General features: G+C 40.9%; 16 protein-coding genes. All 16 read right to left on the bottom strand.

What is annotated here, in order from left to right; all coding sequences use genetic code 11:
* Nucleotides 1-108: 108 nt before the first annotated feature.
* Nucleotides 109-438, bottom strand: coding sequence for a hypothetical protein (locus C3Z13_RS02405; protein ID WP_103854893.1), 330 nt, complete (start codon nt 436-438; stop codon nt 109-111).
* On the bottom strand, nt 435-770 hold the full coding sequence (locus tag C3Z13_RS02400; protein WP_103854892.1) for a hypothetical protein: 336 nt from the start codon (nt 768-770) through the stop codon (nt 435-437). The genes C3Z13_RS02405 and C3Z13_RS02400 overlap by 4 nt, the downstream gene beginning before the upstream one ends.
* A gap of 8 nt (nt 771-778) precedes the next feature.
* Nucleotides 779-1,651 (bottom strand): hypothetical protein, encoded by an 873-nt coding sequence (locus tag C3Z13_RS02395; protein ID WP_103854891.1) that lies wholly within the window; start codon nt 1,649-1,651, stop codon nt 779-781.
* A gap of 3 nt (nt 1,652-1,654) precedes the next feature.
* Nucleotides 1,655-1,867, bottom strand: coding sequence for a hypothetical protein (locus C3Z13_RS02390; RefSeq protein ID WP_103854890.1), 213 nt, complete (start codon nt 1,865-1,867; stop codon nt 1,655-1,657).
* A 235-nt stretch (nt 1,868-2,102) separates the two neighbouring features.
* The gene (locus tag C3Z13_RS02385) at nt 2,103-2,798 is read right to left on the bottom strand and encodes a hypothetical protein (protein ID WP_103854889.1); all 696 of its coding nucleotides are present in this window, start codon (nt 2,796-2,798) and stop codon (nt 2,103-2,105) included.
* Nucleotides 2,799-2,989: 191 nt separating this feature from the next.
* The gene (locus C3Z13_RS02380) at nt 2,990-3,334 is read right to left on the bottom strand and encodes a DUF2335 domain-containing protein (protein WP_103854888.1); all 345 of its coding nucleotides are present in this window, start codon (nt 3,332-3,334) and stop codon (nt 2,990-2,992) included.
* The gene (locus C3Z13_RS02375) at nt 3,303-3,521 is read right to left on the bottom strand and encodes a hypothetical protein (protein ID WP_146256850.1); all 219 of its coding nucleotides are present in this window, start codon (nt 3,519-3,521) and stop codon (nt 3,303-3,305) included. Before C3Z13_RS02375 ends, C3Z13_RS02380 begins: the two co-directional genes overlap by 32 nt.
* A 228-nt stretch (nt 3,522-3,749) precedes the next feature.
* Complete coding sequence (locus C3Z13_RS02370; RefSeq protein WP_103854886.1) at nt 3,750-4,655, bottom strand: LPD38 domain-containing protein; 906 nt, start codon at nt 4,653-4,655, stop codon at nt 3,750-3,752.
* Nucleotides 4,604-5,038 (bottom strand): hypothetical protein, encoded by a 435-nt coding sequence (locus tag C3Z13_RS02365; RefSeq protein ID WP_103854885.1) that lies wholly within the window; start codon nt 5,036-5,038, stop codon nt 4,604-4,606. The genes C3Z13_RS02370 and C3Z13_RS02365 overlap by 52 nt, the downstream gene beginning before the upstream one ends.
* Nucleotides 4,998-12,215: an ADP-ribosyltransferase-containing protein gene (locus C3Z13_RS11815; protein ID WP_103854884.1), complete on the bottom strand. Its 7,218-nt coding sequence runs from the start codon at nt 12,213-12,215 to the stop codon at nt 4,998-5,000. The genes C3Z13_RS02365 and C3Z13_RS11815 overlap by 41 nt, the downstream gene beginning before the upstream one ends.
* A gap of 68 nt (nt 12,216-12,283) precedes the next feature.
* Entirely contained in the window at nt 12,284-13,126 is an 843-nt protein-coding gene (locus C3Z13_RS02355) for a hypothetical protein (RefSeq protein WP_103854883.1), read from the bottom strand.
* A gap of 9 nt (nt 13,127-13,135) precedes the next feature.
* Nucleotides 13,136-13,900, bottom strand: a complete 765-nt coding sequence (locus tag C3Z13_RS02350; protein ID WP_181021995.1) for a glycoside hydrolase family 73 protein — start codon at nt 13,898-13,900, stop codon at nt 13,136-13,138.
* 146 nt (nt 13,901-14,046) lie between these two features.
* Entirely contained in the window at nt 14,047-14,382 is a 336-nt protein-coding gene (locus C3Z13_RS02345) for a hypothetical protein (RefSeq protein WP_103854881.1), read from the bottom strand.
* Entirely contained in the window at nt 14,382-16,022 is a 1,641-nt protein-coding gene (locus tag C3Z13_RS02340) for a hypothetical protein (protein ID WP_103854880.1), read from the bottom strand. The genes C3Z13_RS02345 and C3Z13_RS02340 overlap by 1 nt, the downstream gene beginning before the upstream one ends.
* An 80-nt stretch (nt 16,023-16,102) precedes the next feature.
* Nucleotides 16,103-16,507 carry a M15 family metallopeptidase gene (locus tag C3Z13_RS02335; protein ID WP_103854879.1) on the bottom strand — a complete coding sequence of 135 codons (405 nt, stop codon included), beginning with the start codon at nt 16,505-16,507 and terminating at the stop codon, nt 16,103-16,105.
* On the bottom strand, nt 16,500-16,817 hold a 318-nt coding region (locus C3Z13_RS02330; RefSeq protein ID WP_103854878.1), incomplete at its 5' end, for a phage holin, lambda family. The genes C3Z13_RS02335 and C3Z13_RS02330, both read right to left, overlap by 8 nt.

Raw genomic sequence — 16,817 nt, 5'->3', positions numbered from 1 at the left:
AACCTCCCCCCCCAAATACTCTCACCAATCCATACAACACACGCCCTAAAATCGGGCGTTTAGTTTTAAACATTATGAAAAAGGCGACCATAAGATCACCCTTCTCCACTATTTGCAACAACAAGATTCGCAATTATCTTCTGTTGGACAACCGAGATCGTAAAATGCGCTTTGGGTAAATTCCCATCTTACACAAGCCCCCATTGGAAAAGTTTTTGCTTGAGTATCATCTTGTCCACGTTCAATTTTCACCTCATTACCAAAACGGTAGGCTTTGACAATTTCAGCCCCTGTTCCATCATTAATGACAAGGTAAGTGTGATCATCGTTCAATCTTTCTGCTAATGCTCTTGCTTCAGCAATGGGTAAGAGCTTGTCTGTGGTGCTGAGTTTTTCATTAAGGCTTGCTGTAAAGCCGTTTAAGAATTTATATGTCATTTTGCACATCCTAAACATTCTGTTGAAGTAAAATAACCATTTTCACTACGCCCCATTGAGCAAGTACAGCTATCAACGTGAATTGGCACGCAGAAAGGTTTGCACCCATCAATGCGAATAATCCCCTGGTAACGCCCTTTTCTTGCTTTATAAATCGCATCGTCCCACATAAACGTAACTTGGTTTTGATCACTTTCAAAAGCAGGATAAACAATCGTTGAACCATCACCGCCAACACGTGTGAGTTCAATACTAATATTTTCGGTGTTCGTACAGTTATCAATTTGGAACGTGGTCTTGGCCACTTTTTTATTAATTAAAATTGGTCTCATTTGATCTCCTATGTCCATAAGTTATTTGCAAAAGCTGGGATCATTCCTGCATTTAATGTGTGCATATCAGCGACATTTAATCGTCCCCACGCTGCGCCAATATTACTTAGCCCAGCTACAGATTGACTCCAGCCTTCATAAGGATTTATCTGGCTTGCAGCGGCTGCTGCCTGTTGTGCGGTGCGAATAGAATTAAGGCTATCCCCCACCCGCCCTTGAAATAAACCATTCCATTTATATACTTCTTCACGGTACTGACTTTCTCGTTGGTGTTTACGTTCTTCTTCAATGCGAATAGCCTGGTTTGTAGCCAAAACAGCGGCTCTTGCTTCGGCAATATGAAGCTGGCGTAATGCTGTTCTTCTTGCCCCCACACAATGCACATTCATTTCTCTTTCTATTTTTTGCCGAGCGTAAGAATATTCACTGCGAGTTGTCACAACAGCACGATTTTTCGCTGTATCATAATCAACGGGATAACCTGCCTGCTCTCTTGCTCTTGCTTCATTGAGCATCGCCACTTCAATCGGTCTGCTATTGTCATACCAGTGATTAAAGAGCTTATCCCCCTTATCACGTTGGTTATTCCAAATTTCATCAAAACGATTTTGTGCTTGCTTTGCTACATCGTGTTGCTTATCGGCAAAATAAAAAAGATGCCGCCTTGCTGGGATTAACGCAATAATCATATTGGCTTTTGCATTTTGACTAACTGCTTTGAAATATTTGCAAGCATAATCAGCCATTGCAATCGCTCGCGCTTTTGCTGAACCATTTGTCAACTTTCCAGCATCATCAATACTTTTGATGTTATTAACTACTTCGTCGCAATTAATATCATCACCGGTAAGCATATCGAGATAGGAGCTACTGTCTGCCATAATTTAGTTCTCATTAAAGTGATGAAGATAGAGATACTCAGCTTTTTCCTTGTATTCCATCATCTGGTGGATAATTTCCTTAACATATTCATCTCGCAATGAAGTTAGTTGAGGTGCGGTGTATTTTTTATATTCTTGGTACAGCAGATCTTTGCTGCCCTCTTTATCTGACTGATCTTTTAACTGATCGATGATAGGCTTAAATTGATTTGCCATAGTCCTCCTTTTGAGTAATAAAAAACCGCTTGCGGTTTCCCACAAGCGGTTAAAGTGCGGTGTTTTTGTGAAATTTATTTCACATAGCCTAATTTTGGCATTGTGGCTGCGGTTACTGCTTATTCAAAATCATTGCGTACATAAGACTCGCAGCCCATTATTGGGTAAATTTGTCACAAAGCTGTTTCTGCTTTTTGGCTTTGGCAACCACAATTAAAGTGTTGTAAAAATAGAATTAGTTAATTCCAAAAAAATCTTGATAACGCTTTAGTAATGGCACTGCCGAATTACGCTCGATTGTGCAATATTGATCGCCAAATTTATCTAATCGCTTTTGTATCGTATTACGAATTAAGTTATTCATTCGATTTCTTTCATCCTGCTTGAAGTCCATTTCTGACTGATATTGAGAACATTGTTGAGCAATATAATATTGTGCTATTACTTCAGGTTTGACTTGAGTATCCGAAAATTCATTAGGACATAACGAAGTGACAGTCGATAAATAACTACCTTCATCAAAAATTCGGTTACAAAAATCAGCTTCACTCAAAATTTGATTAGCTGTCGGACTAAAAACCCAAGCTTGTGGATCGGCAGCTATATCTATGTGCTCACTAAACCACTTGTTAAAATCGAATTTAGATTGTCTATTTAATTCTTTAGCATAGAACTCTTTAGCATAATCACCGTATGGATTTGCATATTCAGAAAATGCTTCATTAAAGTCCTTATTATGCAATTTCGCATATTTCTGCTTCACTTGAGAAAATTTAGAGTATGCAGTTTTTTGATTGTCATTTAATACAGAATATAAAAATGAATTTGCCGATGCTTTCCCTGCTACTTCATCAGGCGAATCATCAAAAAATGAAAAACCAAACGCTGGAGAGCTAAATAGCAAAATCCCATAAGCCAACAATTTTTTCATAAAATATCCCAGCAAATAAAAGAAATTTAAGCATACAAAATAACCAAACTTTACTCATCAACGCTACTTTTGCTATCCTTCGGGTGAATAACTTTACCGATCGCAAAAACACCAGCTAAAGCAACTAGTACGCTAATCATAACAGTAACTGAAAGCCCATATTGCTCTTTATTTATTAATTCAAAGCAAAACTAAATAACTAAAGCAACGCTCACCATTGCAAAAACAAGTCCCAATCCTTTCAAGAATAATGACCACTTAGGAATAGCATAGCGATTTCTCTGTTCATTCTCTGCTAATTTCATAATGCGATCAGCCCCATTAGGAATAACCTCATTATATTTCCGCATATCATCAGCCATCGGTAGCGGGCCTGAATGGCTAATCTGCTGTTGAACCATCATTGAGATCAATCCTGCTGCTTGCGGAGTTTGCAAAACCTGTGTTAATAATTCAGGCTTTGCCGCAACAGTTTCAACAATATCTTTAGCTTGTTCTGATTGCTCAGCTTCTGTAATTTGATGTTGTTCGGTCATTGTCTAATGTTTCCATTGCTTTATATAAATAACCACCAACAGCCTGCCAATCCTTTTGCAAATTGGTTTTATCATTATTAGGCGTATCAGTATTTATAGGTAAAAATGCGATTGGTGCAACATTTAAAATCGAACCAATTCCAATCATAAAGCTTGCTAAATATTGTGAGTTTCTTAACTTTTTCATTTGAATTTATCTCGTTAAAATAGGTAATAAATTCAAACTCTCTGTGAAATAAGAGTTTAAGAATTGTTCATAGTCTATTATACAAACATAAATAGCTTATGCAATAGATTAAGTGCGCCAATAACTTTAACTGGCATTATCTTACTTAGTTAAAATGTTCAGAAAAACCTACCGCACTTATCTCAACCAAAGTGCGGTGATTTTTTAGTGCGTATTTAGTTAGGCCATTCATTTCACGCCAGCGTTTAAGCAGAATGCGCTGGAGCTTATCCGTTTTTTGGTTATAAAGTTTTCAATCCTTGCTTCATAACCTGCTGGCGTTAATTTCCCCTTGTTTAAATCTCGGGTGAGTTTGGATTTTTCCGCACGCAGTTCCGCCATTCGTTTTTTGTCGATTTGATGAAATTGAATCATCGCTCGTTTCTGTGGGGTGAGCCAGCCATCTAACTTGCCGCGCGCTTTACGGCTTTCATACTCTTTAAACAGGCTTTGAGCCTCATCACTTGCCTCATAATAACGGCTCATAATGGCGAACTCATTGCCTGCCCCATAAAGCTGATTGAAAAATGGCGTGCGTTTATTACGCCCTAATAATTCTCGGTTCGGATTTTCCACAAAGATCGTTTGCACTTCTTTGAGTGATCCGAAAATTGAGCCATACCCATCAAACAGATTTTTAATTTGTTCAGGGTGAGCATCAATACCGAAAACATCGTGAACTTGCAGTGCCACATCTTTCCAAAATTGTGCGGTGGTTGATTTGGCCTGCTCTGCTTTCAGCTTATCATCTCGCACAAAGTTTGTGGTGATTTGGCTGCCAAATGCGTTACGGTTTAAGGCAATTTGCATTAATGGCTGCAAAATCGTCGGCGTTGCAGTCATCGCCACTTTTTCAATCGGATATTTGGCGGCGGAAATCTCACTTGGTGAAATTGGGGCAAAGGTTTTCATTGTGTGAACAAGCATATTCACCGCCGCTTCACTGTTAGAAATATCCCCCACATATGCTTTCACCAAATTCACGGAGAAGTTCCACGCCAATTGTGGCATACCAAAGCCAACAGGCAGTTTGATGTATTTGCCTAATCCATCTGGAATTGGGATGTAGCGAGAAATATCACCAAGCTGATCCATTTGTTTCCGCCTTCATCTTCATCATCAAAAGCACGCAAGGCTAGGTAAAATGGCATCATCACTGCCATATAGGCAAAGAACCGATTTCTTCCTTTTCGGTGAGAAAGGAATTTATAGAGATTTCTTGCCCCCATTGCGGTAGGTTGAGAGAACATATACAAGGCTTTAATCGGTGCCATTGCCGAACCTTGCTTGCGGAAGTTAGTAAGTTCCAGCGTAATGGCTGCCGCTTGTTTTTCATCAATACCATTTTTGATCAAAGATTTAAACGCTGCCAAAGAAGATACCGTATCAAAGGTTTTGTTATAGCCTTCTAGTATCGTTCCGACTTGTTCAAGGCGTTTACCTAAGCCAGAATTTTCCGCTTTCACTTTTTTGACCAAATCTTTTTCCGTGCGTGCAAGAATAAGTGCTGTAAGTAGAAACGCCACCTAATTCAAGCAAGCGTTTCAACAAACGCTCATCTTCCACGTCTTCACGCAAAGCTTGGCCAAAACCAAAGCGTTTTGTTGCCGTCCATAGTCCTTTATCGGAAAAGGCATACTTCAGCACCCCACGTCCGATTCTATCCATTGTTGCATCGTCCACTTTCTTACCATTACGATAAAGTTTCTGCACACGGATAAATTCGGATTTTTCCCAAGTATCTCGCAACATATTTTGCGGAGAAAAGGTAAGCGTCCATTGGGTTACACCACGGGCATACCAACCTGTTGGTTTGCTCACAAGTCTAAGTAACGCATTCACTTGTTCCACATTATCTCTTTTCAATGCTTGGATCACATCATTTGGTAAATGATATTCATAATAGCTATGCCCTTGTTTGCGAATGAGTACGTTATCACTTGTGCGTGTGGTGCCTTGCATTTTTTTCTTGCTAATGCCAAGGGTTTCTTCCACTTGCTCTTTGGCAGAACGTTCAGAAAAGCCTTCTTCTCGCAAGCGATGAAACTCATTTTCATAGATTTCATCAAGGCGATTTTTGAAATCCACCATTCCTGCATAAGCAGTAGTTTTACCCACGGCTTTCCAAGTGGCATCAATGGCATCTTCTGCTTCTGAAGTTTTCCGCCCTTTATGTGCTTTATCCTTAGCGATATTAAGCGCACTTTGCCCTGCACCACCAATGAAATCAAAGCCTTCATCAGCTCTTGGATCGCCTGTTAATGGCACATAATGACGATCTTGTTTATATTCGTCATAGGCTTCTTGCGTAAATCGCCCTGAATTGAGATCGATAAGCAAACGTGCTTGGTTTAAATCATAAACCAATTCTGCCACGCTTTCTAAATCCTTGCGTGAAACATAGGTTTCAATGCGTTTCATTAAAGCACGCGCGTGTGGAATTGAAAATCCGCCAGCGGTTCCCACTTTAAAGTTTTTCTCCACATTGCTACCAAAGTTTGTGCTTTCTACATCCGCTTTGCGGTAACGGTATTGGCGCTCCGCTTTACGATAGGCATCTCTTGCCTTATCGAGCAAATCCGGATCGTCTTGCGCTTCCGCTTCGTGCAATGCTTCTTCCGCGTCTTCCATTTTCTTTTTCTCATCGACTAAATAGCGCTGATTTCGTTCAATGGAATACCGCGCAGAAAGCCAAAAGCCCACTAAGCGTTTCACATCAAGTTCATTGCTTTTATTGCCTGATGGCCCTTCTTTGCTGGCAATTTCTGCCAGTTTACGCAATAACGGTTTGAGATAGGCTTGCTCTAATTCAGAATTAAGCGCATCTCTCACCCCTTTTGCGCGATACATATCGCCTTTTAATTGCTCTGCAATATGTTCTGGCACAATGCCTTTTATCTCATCAATCCAATCATTCACTGGGCGCAAGCTATCCGCAAACCATTCATCTAGTTTACTCGTTGCCCTATTTATGCGTTTTTTAAACCCTTCCCAGTCTTTGGCTTTGAGATCGTCAAATAACCCTGGTTCTGCTTTCGCTTTCCCTGTTTTGACTAAATCATCTACGGACTGGCGTTTGGAATAACGAATATTTTCTTCATTTTCCACCGCACTTTTATCTTGCAAGATTTGTAAAAGGCGTTTATCATCAAATTCATTAAAAGGCGAGTTACTTTTATCCACTGGAGTTGTTATCCTACTGGTCCGTGAAAGTAGCTCGCCTTTTTCGATCTCACTTAATTTATGATCATAATAACGACTACCATCTTTAGCAGTAGAAACCACCGCTTTGACAGTATAATTATCACCACCGATATTTAAGCCTGCCACATAATAATCATAACGTTGAATATTCGGGTGCTTTTCTTTATCCTCATTTTGAAGCGTATCAATATAAATCGCCTCTTCAATTATTTGTGGAATGGCGGCGATACTTTGTAAATGATCAGGGTCTTTGTAATCGTGGTTTAATACCTCTTTCACTGCCCCCATACCTAATACAACTTCTTGCCCCGTATCTTTATTCACATAGCTACCACGCAAGGTTTTACCATAGTTCAAGGCATTACGTTTGTATTGGCGTAAGTCTGAGCTTGGCTCAATATCCTTGCCTGAAATGTGAATCGGTTTCGCTTGGCGTAACTTCTCAAGGCTTTCTGATTTTGGACGGTGAGTTGGGCGGAGAGAATAACGAATATCATTTGAACGAGCATTAAAACGTTTTGATAATGGAATAATGTTTCCCTTATCATCATAGGTAATCAAATCAGCCGACTTCATTTGATTTTGTGTACCAAGAATATAGTGGGTACTGCCATCCTCTTTAGGAGCAATGATTCCACTGTTCTTCCGCACTTTGCTCAATGCGTTATAAACCTTGTCGATATCATTACCTGAGTTAATAATATCCCCAATAACTTCTACATCATTATCCAACTCAAGCAATGATTCTGCTGCTTCATTAAGAACATTGTTATATCCCTCATAATCCACGTCGCCATAATTAGAAAGAAAATCTTGCCCCGTTGGATCAAGCTGTTTGAGCAGTGATTTCACTTCTTTTTTGGTGAGTGTCAGCGAATTAGGATCTAATTCATTTTCTAGGTTGAGATACGCATTGATGACTTTTCCATTACCTTGTTGATAACGTTTGGCATAATCCGCATCATCGGTAAAATAGAACCCCTGCCCATCCACCGTTCCTTGCTGCCCAATTTTGTCGTAATCAAAGGTATGCAAGTTTTCCGCTTTGGTTCCGTGGTAAACGGTGCGTAAATTTCCATTCTCATCCGTAATACGGCTCGCTTTTGCCCAAGCTTTTGCCTTTTGATCAATTAATTGACGTAATTGTGGTTCAACAGATGTATCACCTTGTTCATAGCGTTTTGCTAATTCAAGATAGGTTTTATCATCCGCTGTATTTTGTTTCTGACGTTGGGAATAACGAATGTCGTCATTTTCTGTTGAAAACTCGCCATTATTCCCAACAGCAGATTTCACTTGATTTGGGTTGTACACCACCCAAATATCGCGAGAATCATTTGGGCGTAGATGATCAAGTTCAACGGTTTGCCCTTTTCTTCTTGCCAAACGCTTTTCAGTCAATCCGATTCTAGCGTTCAAGAACACAGGCATTACGTTATCACCAAACAATTTCGCCACGTCAGGATTGCTCGTGAAATAAAATCCACCGCCATATTGATTGCGGTAGTTTTTCTGTTTTTCTGGGTCGAACACATTAAAGTTTGCACTCGTGCCGTGATAGACCACCAATGGCTCACCGGTTTTCGGGTTAATCACTTTAGACGCATTTTCAGGATCGTTCTCCCAATCGCCGAACCAAGCCTTGAAAGCTGGGCTACGCACTTGCTTCCATTGTGAATAACTGAGTTCAGTTTCGCCATTTTCTTTTGCTTGGTTGTAACGTTGTTCAGAGAGATCTTGGTTCTCTCGCTGAGAAAAACGTGTTTCTTTGTTGTTTCGGTATTGACTTAGATCGTCTTCGGTTTTAATATTTTCAAAAGGGGAAAAATCTTGTGATACATATGCGGGCAATTGAAGCCCAAAGGTATCGGCAAAATTTTTTCCTTTTTCTTTATTTAAATACAACAAATCATTATCTAGCCCTCGCTGAATCTGAGAATGATTTCTTCCATACACGCTTGCAATATTAATAAGCTCTAACCCATTAGCATCTTGTTTTAAATGCAACGCTGCTATTACTGGCTTATTTGCTCCGTTTACATTTTCAATTAATTCAGTTAAAACAACATAGCCATTATTTTCAGTTGATGATCTCATTACCGCAACGGGATTATTAATTTGTTGTGGTAGCTGTTTTAAGGTTTCCGCTGTAATATGATGTTTATCTTGCATCACCTTTTTAAAGGTAGCACCGTGAATTGTAACTTTTACATCAGGCAATCCCAACATTTTAAGTACATCTGGTGTTGTGCCAACATCAATATAACCTTTGACACTTCCCCCCTTAGAAACCTCATCAACCGCTTTCGCAAAATCAGAATCAGCACTTTCGTTTAGGGAGTAACGTGTTTCTTGGGTATTGTCTTGCGATACATTCTCGGTATGCGGATCTTGGTTAAGTTGTTTGAGCAAAGAAAGAATATCTGCCGTGGTCGCTTTACTGAGATCTTTTTTCAGCACCGCACCGACAATTTTGCGTAATTTGTTCGCCACATTTTCAATAAAAGTGCGGACAGAATTTTCCCCTGTTTTCCAGCTATGGTGAATGCGAAGATTGTAATCTTTCTCTAGCTTTGCCCAATCGTTTGTCTGGCTTGCTGCATAAAGTTCAACAATGGCTTCTTCCGTTGCCACATCATCATTGATATGAATATTCATATCTGCATAACGCTGTTGGATTTTGCGTCTTAACGTTCCCACGACGGGATTAGTGCGGGCAAATTCCATTAAGTTTTTATGATTAGCACTAAAACGAACATTAACACCATTATGCCCCAATTCGTGCCAAGCGACCCAGGCAAGACGTTCTTCACGGCTAAATACGTCATCACCCTTGATATTGTCCGTAACAAGATGCGCCTTACCATTTTCAAAAAAACCTTCTGCGTTTTGCTTATTGCCCTGTAAAGCAACACGGCTAACCAATTCAATCTGGCTGGCAACATCGCCCAATATTTTTTGCAAAAACTGGCGATCTTGTTCAATATTCGCAGAATCAATATGAGGCTGGTTGTTGCTTTGAGTGGTGGTTTGTTGTACAGTATCTGTACCGACTGCTCCCATATCTTGACGCTGACGTGTAGGCAAGGTATGCGTAGGCTGGATAGGATCGTTACTTCCTACTTGTCCATCAGTTGGTTTCATTTCAAACGCATTCATTAACCAACTATTTGATCCTTGTCTTTTTATTAATGTAGCTCGATTTCCATTGTAATCAATAAAAACGCTTTGAACGTTTCCATTCTTGTAAATTTGAGATACTTGCCCTTTTGCAAGCGTCTCAACGACCCGATGAGTAAGCATTTGACTAACTTGACCATAATCCATACCATCTTTTCTAATTCGTGATTCAATAATATGAGCAATCCCCATTGCTCCTTTTGTTTTACCACTAGGCTTAATTTGTCCTACATCCCCCCATTCAAAATCCACCCAGCCATCTAAATTATGGTTATACATTGCTCTATGAACAGTTCTTCGCTCTACAATGGCTGTGTTCATAGCTTCACGGCCACGCTTGATATTCGCTTCCACTGATTTTATTGGCGAATGAGAATAGCGAGTTTGTGCTGCAGAATCACCATTATCTTGTGCATATGGTTGTGCTTGTACACTCGATTGTGCGTTATCTTGTGCTTGAGCTTTATCAAGATCTTCTGCAGTGATGGTGATGTGGGGGTCGCTGTCCTGTTCAATCCATTCACGGATCGCATTGCCATCGTTTGGATCAATCCCGTTACGTTCTGCCAAACGCTGAATTTCACCAAACGCAGTGCGAGTGGCAAAGGTGACTTTTGCTTTGTCATCAGTGAAGGTCATTGGCGTGCTAATAACATCGCTAATATCATCAACCTTTTCTTCATTGAGCCAGCGTTCCATTCGGCTTCTTAAATCAGCCGCACGTTGTTTATCCAACTGTTCTTGAGTTAGCCCTTCCGTTTCAGCTTGAGCTTCTGGCTGAGTTATTGCACGTTGCTCTGTATCAATTTCCTGTTGCGGATTTGTGGCTTGTAAATAGGCTTTGGCTAATTTGCCATAGGTAGAATTTTCTTTTGCACGTTCCGCAATTAACCCGTCTTTGATGTCATTTTCGAGTTCTTCTTTATAATCTTTACGAAGTTGTTCATCTTCAATGACGCTCAATGTTTCATCTAAGACATTTTCATCAAACTGTTGTGCAGCCTTTTCGGTTTGCTTTGGTGTAGGCTCTGCATTTTCACTTTCTACTTCCACGGCATTCTGTAATGCTTCTCTGTGTTTTTTTGCTTGGCGATCGTTACGATACGCATCATAAGCAGAAATTGCCCCTGTTGGCACGCCCAATACAGCACCAGCAACGGCGCTTGCTTGCACGTCATCCATTAGTTGGGTTTTGCCGTCAATTTGTCCTACGCCATAGTTTCTATTCCCTTGTTCTATGGCTTCTTGCGCTGCCTCTTTGGTGACTTCTTTGCCAAAGGTTTTGAGCATACCGCTATTTACGCCTTTGCCTAATTTGCCAAGTGGGCTAATGGCATCAATCCCACCAATTGCAGCTGCTCGCCCAATTCCCGCCAAATTATCCGATAAGTCTGTAGACGCATCTTCAATAGCTTGTTCCAATGTCATTCCTTGCGCCATTCTTTGTTGGATTTGTGGCATTTGAATTGCTTGCTCGGGCGATAGGTTTTTCCACGCATTGCGAATTTCTTCACGATATGAACCCGCACTAGCCGCCGCATTCACCGCTCCTAGACTCAATCCACCTGTTGCGGCAGCCAAAGCAACTTGTGGAATTGCCTGCGTAGCCTGATTGGCGGTGGCAAGTGGGTGATTCCACAATGATTGGAATTTAGCTAGCGCTTCGTTTTCCCCATTCGCCATACGCTGGGCAAACTCTTGATCTTGACGATTAAGCCCAATTAAGCCACGATCTGAAAGCGCATTTGCATAAGCATCTCGGGTTTCTTTCCAGTCGCGATGCCACTCACTTTCAGGCGCAAATGCACCGATGACATCTGCCGTTAAGCCACTGGTTGCTGCTGCGGTAGATTTGGCTAAGTCACTGGCGTGATCCCACGCGCGTTCATACCACGGGCCTTGTCCCGCCAAATTCGATGCTTGGTTAAATTCCGCTTTGATCTTCTCAATTTGCGCAGGGCTAAATCCTTGTAGGGTGTAGAACTTTTCCATTTCCCCTAAATGATGCTGGAATTGATTGTCAATCCAAACTGGATCTAATCGCCCTTTCTGTGCCGCACGCTGTTTTTCTACCTGGGAATTAAAATATTCACCATATTTTGTTCCCATTCCTGTAACATCTTTATCTTGAACATTACGAAATACCCATTCTTGTGGATCTAAAGCTGGTTGCTGTGAGGCGTTAGCTTGATGGTTTTGTAGCATTTGGTTGGCGGTGTTTTCATCGGCAAACACCCACGCACGCGGGTCAAATTGAGTTGATTGTGTCATTATTACTACCTATTAAATAAAACAAAACCCGAACGATTGTTCGGGTTATTTCCATTGATTTTTATTTTCTATCTATTCCAGCCATTTTGATTCATTACCCTGGCAACGAATCCATTAATTTCATCTACGCGATTTGGGTAAAGCAGATAAAGTTGTTTCATATTTTGGCGGAATTTCGCAGGATCTAATGCTGGGACGCTGCCTTCTTCACCTAACATATCTTGCATAGAATTGGTGAGTACATCACTAAAGGGTTTGGTTAAATCAGGTAATGCACGTTGTGCCGCTTTTTGTTGAGATTGCTGATTGGCAAGTTGATTGAAATAATATTTCCACGCCTCGCCACCTGCTACCGCTGCTGGATCGACATTATTTGGTAGCACACCAATGTTTTCCCCTGAGAAAAAGTTTTGCACTTGATTATTTTCATCAAGCAAATGTGGAGTTACACCAGCCATTAGGGAATATTGCGATGCTGCACTGGGATTAATGGGTGCAAGATTTTTGGCGGTTTCTGTAAGGTAGTTTTTATCTCCACTAAGTAATTGGGCAAAGAGATAGGGGTTTTGTTGTTGCGTTGGAAATTGGCGATATTTGTTGAGCAATTCTTCAGGATTTCTAATTCGTCCTTGCTCATCAACAGCGTGTTTTTTCAAGAAATCTAACCCTTGCTCCCAACCTTGTAGTTGGGTTAAATCTGCTTGCTGTTTTGCCACATTGGTTTTGGCTAATGCGTTGGCATAAGCAACGCGCCAATCTTTGGTTTTATTATTTTCATCTAATCGGCGGTGTTGCTCTGCCGTGTCAGCAAAGGCGTTAGCCATTTGAAATGGTACTTTCCACGCATTTAATTCAGCTTCAGGTTGGGTAGCGTACAAGGCTTGGATTTTGTTAATATCTGCAATGGCCATTTTGTTCTCCTAAGTTTGGTCATAAATACTTCGCACTAAGTCACCAATATAATCAGGTATCATTCCTTTGGTAGAAGGTTCTATGCCAAAGGCTTTGGCGAGTTCCTTTTGATATTTCTGCTGATAATTAATTGGCTCTATTGGCGATTGCGCACTTTCTCCTTGAGCTCCGTTGAGTTGTTCAAAGTAATTTTGAAATTCGGCTAAGGGGTTGTTAGATTGAAAATTAGGTTGACTAGGAAAAGAGAACGCATTTTCTTCTGTGTGTTGAGACAAGTTTGATGTCGGCTTTATTGTGCTGTAATCACGCTGACCATTGTATGGATCTATTCCAGCGCTTTTCATTACATCAATTAAGTTTTTGGCATAATTAGGATCGGTAGCATAGCCACCTTTTTGTAATGCTATCGCTGCTTCCGCTGGCGATGCTGCATCAAAATACCCCGCCTTTTCATAACGCCCACCGCGTTTAGTAAATGCAGCCCTGTCTGCTAAGGCTTCCGACAGGCTGTTATAATCACGGAATTTTTGTTTAACTTTGACATTTTGCCCATTGATATTTTCGTGCGTCCAAGATACCGTTCCCTTTTCATCATTATTAGGATCACCGTTACCTGCTTTGACTCCCCAATAATTATACTTTCCAGTAACCTTTTTTCCCCATCCAGATTCTGCGGCCCATTGTGCGGCAACCACTTCAGGATGCGGAATTTCCGCTTGTTGTGCTGCTTGGAAAACTTCCATAAATTGCGCTTTCTGTTCTTGTGTTGCCATTTTTTCTCCCATTAAAAAAGCCTATTGGAATGAGCAATAGGCTTGATATAAATTTGTTAATAAGTGCGGTAAAAAATTGTTTCATAAACCCTCCTTATGTGAATAAGTTATTATAGGCCTATTCAATCTGGAGTTTCACTAAAAATTTAAACGCTGTCTAAAATCAGTTTTACATACTGTTCAAACTGAGTATCACCATTAGTCAAATCAACAAAGCGCTGAATAAAAGGCTTTTCAACGAATAGTGGGTTTTCAATAAGCAATGCCATTACACAACCTACAATGTGATCTTTTTCATCTCTGGCGGTAAATACTTTGATTTTGGTGTACGGATCTTGATTGCCCCAAATACGAAAAAACGGCACCCAACTTTCTCTTAACTGTGCCGTTTGATCGTGATGTTCGCCCACGAAAGTAAAAAGTTCTGCCAGCAAGGATTGCGATTGGCCGATTGCTTCAATGCGTTCTGTTTGGTATTTCATTATTCTGTTCCTAATTCTGCTACAGAAGTAGCAATGTGATAAGCCAGCACTTCGCCTTTACCCGAGATTTCAACGTCAAACTGCAATGTTGAATAGCCCCCCTTTAAACGGTGTGGACGGCTGTCATTAACGATTTTATCACCTAAAATAACAAGCTCTCTGACCATCTCGTTGCGATGGCGTTTATAAGCCGTATGCTTAACGTGCGTTTGTGCAAAATCCTGTTGCAATTTATACGCCGTCATTGCGGTGTAACCAGGTAAGGTATTTAATCGTCCTATCCATTTAAAGGTTTTCCAATCATCACCGGCGTTCCATTGATAAATGCCAGATTCAGTCGCAAAATATAGTTCATCTTGATCACTACGATAAACCGCCTGTGGTTTTATGGAAAGAGTGGTTAAAGATTCAATTTGCACTTCTTCATAAATGCTATCCGGAATTTTAAACCGCAAGCTGTGTGTTTCAGTAAATCCCAAATAATAACCATCTTGTATGACACCAATCATTGTCCAAGGAGCAATAGCTTGCCACTGGTCTTGCGTGAATAATTGTGTGGTAACAATTTTAGATTGATTACCCGAAAGCATAACCAACCCATCTTTAGTCGCATAAAAACAAGCTCCGTTGTATAAGCAAGCGGATTGGTATGAGATGATGGGGTGTGGTTCTTCATGCAAGCTAATAGTCCTACAACCTTGCGATTGGCACGGGCTTTCCATTTCGATAATCGCAGGATATTCATCGGTGAGAATATAGCCTACCCGTTCGCCACATAAAAAGCGAATTGGTTTACCGTTGAAATGGCCATAACGATAGGCTTCAGGAAAAGCGTGCGGCTTAAGGGGTTCACTTAACCACAATTCCGTTCCCACCAGGCCACCAAGCTGTCCATTTCCACAATATTGCAGATCGGTCATAGTGTTTGGCGGTGGTTCATATTCTTCAGTAATGCACACGTCGCCATAGGTGATGTGTGGCTGGTGAATATAATTTGCCGTGCCAAAATCAATCTCATCAAGCAATAAAAAGTGCGCATCATAATCGGTTTTAGCGTCACCATAATCTAAGGGTGTTACCGCACAATATAACCGCACTTTGGCTATGTTGTAGGTTGGGAAATCCATTGGTAGTCCACTTAAAATAACTGGCTTATCATTATGCGCATAAATCGCTTCACTCGGCAAACTTGGGGCTGATTCAAACCCAAATTCATCAACAAGCGTGTAAATATATTGGCGTAGTTCTTGATTGAAATCTTGGCTTAACTCTCCCAAGAACTCGGCATTTGGCGGGGGCAATTCAACGGGAAATCCAAGCCGATTCCACTTCTCTTCGCAAGCGCACTGCTTCTTTTGAATAACAGGATATTCTTTCACCCCACTTGCTACGATGAAACAACAATCGGTATTAATTCGAGAAAAAGACGCCTTGCAATTTTCACTCGCAAGATAACAACATTTATCAATAAAAATGGATTTCCCTGTTTTTTCGCTGACCTTTTTATCCGTACGCCAAGGACGTAATGTGCCACGGGAAAGATCAACATCTTCCGCCACTTGCGCCATTGCTTGATGTAAGTTTTGTGCCTGATACCTCGGGGCAATCCCACCAAAGTTAGTGAGTTTAATACTTGGCATAATTATGCACCTTAAATGAAAAAGGCCTAAGGGTTGGGCTGTTCCTGAATAGCGGAAAGCGTTGCCAAAGGCCGGATGTATTAAGGATAAGCCGCTCTAAGTAATTCAAAATGCGGGCCATCATAAAAACGTTCGTCTTCCGTTTTACCATTTTGATTCCAATCACCGCCCCAGCGGATAGGAATATTTAACTCTTTTGCCGCTTGGAACATTGCTTGGGATATTTTTTGAAATTTCGCTTTATCTTGCCAGTCTAAAGGATAAGGAACAATATCAACGGCGTGGCCTGTAAGATGGCGGCTGTGCATTGTTTTACTTGCCCCTTGAGCAAAAAGTCGCTTTTGTTTGGCTTTGCTGCGAATGCCTTCAATAACGGTAAAATCGACCGCACTTAACTGTAATGCACGGCGAACCACTTTGACTAAGTCTTTGTGAACGCCTTTAAGACTTTCTTCGCTACGCTGGCTAAATTTGAACTTATTCACTTTTCACCACCTTTTTATCCACATAGTTCTTCGCAAATAACCGCACCTGGTCTATTCCAAACATTGCGATAATTGCCCCTAGTGCGATGGCTAATTTTGCTGGCATTTGGAAATACTCAAATAGACTTTCACTTGCTATGGCAAGTGAGCCACAAAGCAAGCATTCCACTAAAATTCGCCAGCACTTTCGTTCTTTGCCCACATAAACAATGCATAAAAATGCAATGATAAAGGTGAGAACAAAGCTATTGATTGAGTTCATATGTAGCGCCACCCAGTTCCAAATGGTTGCCCATACGTCAGGATTTTT

It is taken from the genome of Avibacterium endocarditidis (assembly GCF_002921145.1).
Taxonomy (GTDB): domain Bacteria; phylum Pseudomonadota; class Gammaproteobacteria; order Enterobacterales; family Pasteurellaceae; genus Avibacterium; species Avibacterium endocarditidis.
The sequence above is the reverse complement of the archived record's forward strand: the minus strand, read 5'-3'. Positions and strand labels throughout refer to the sequence as shown.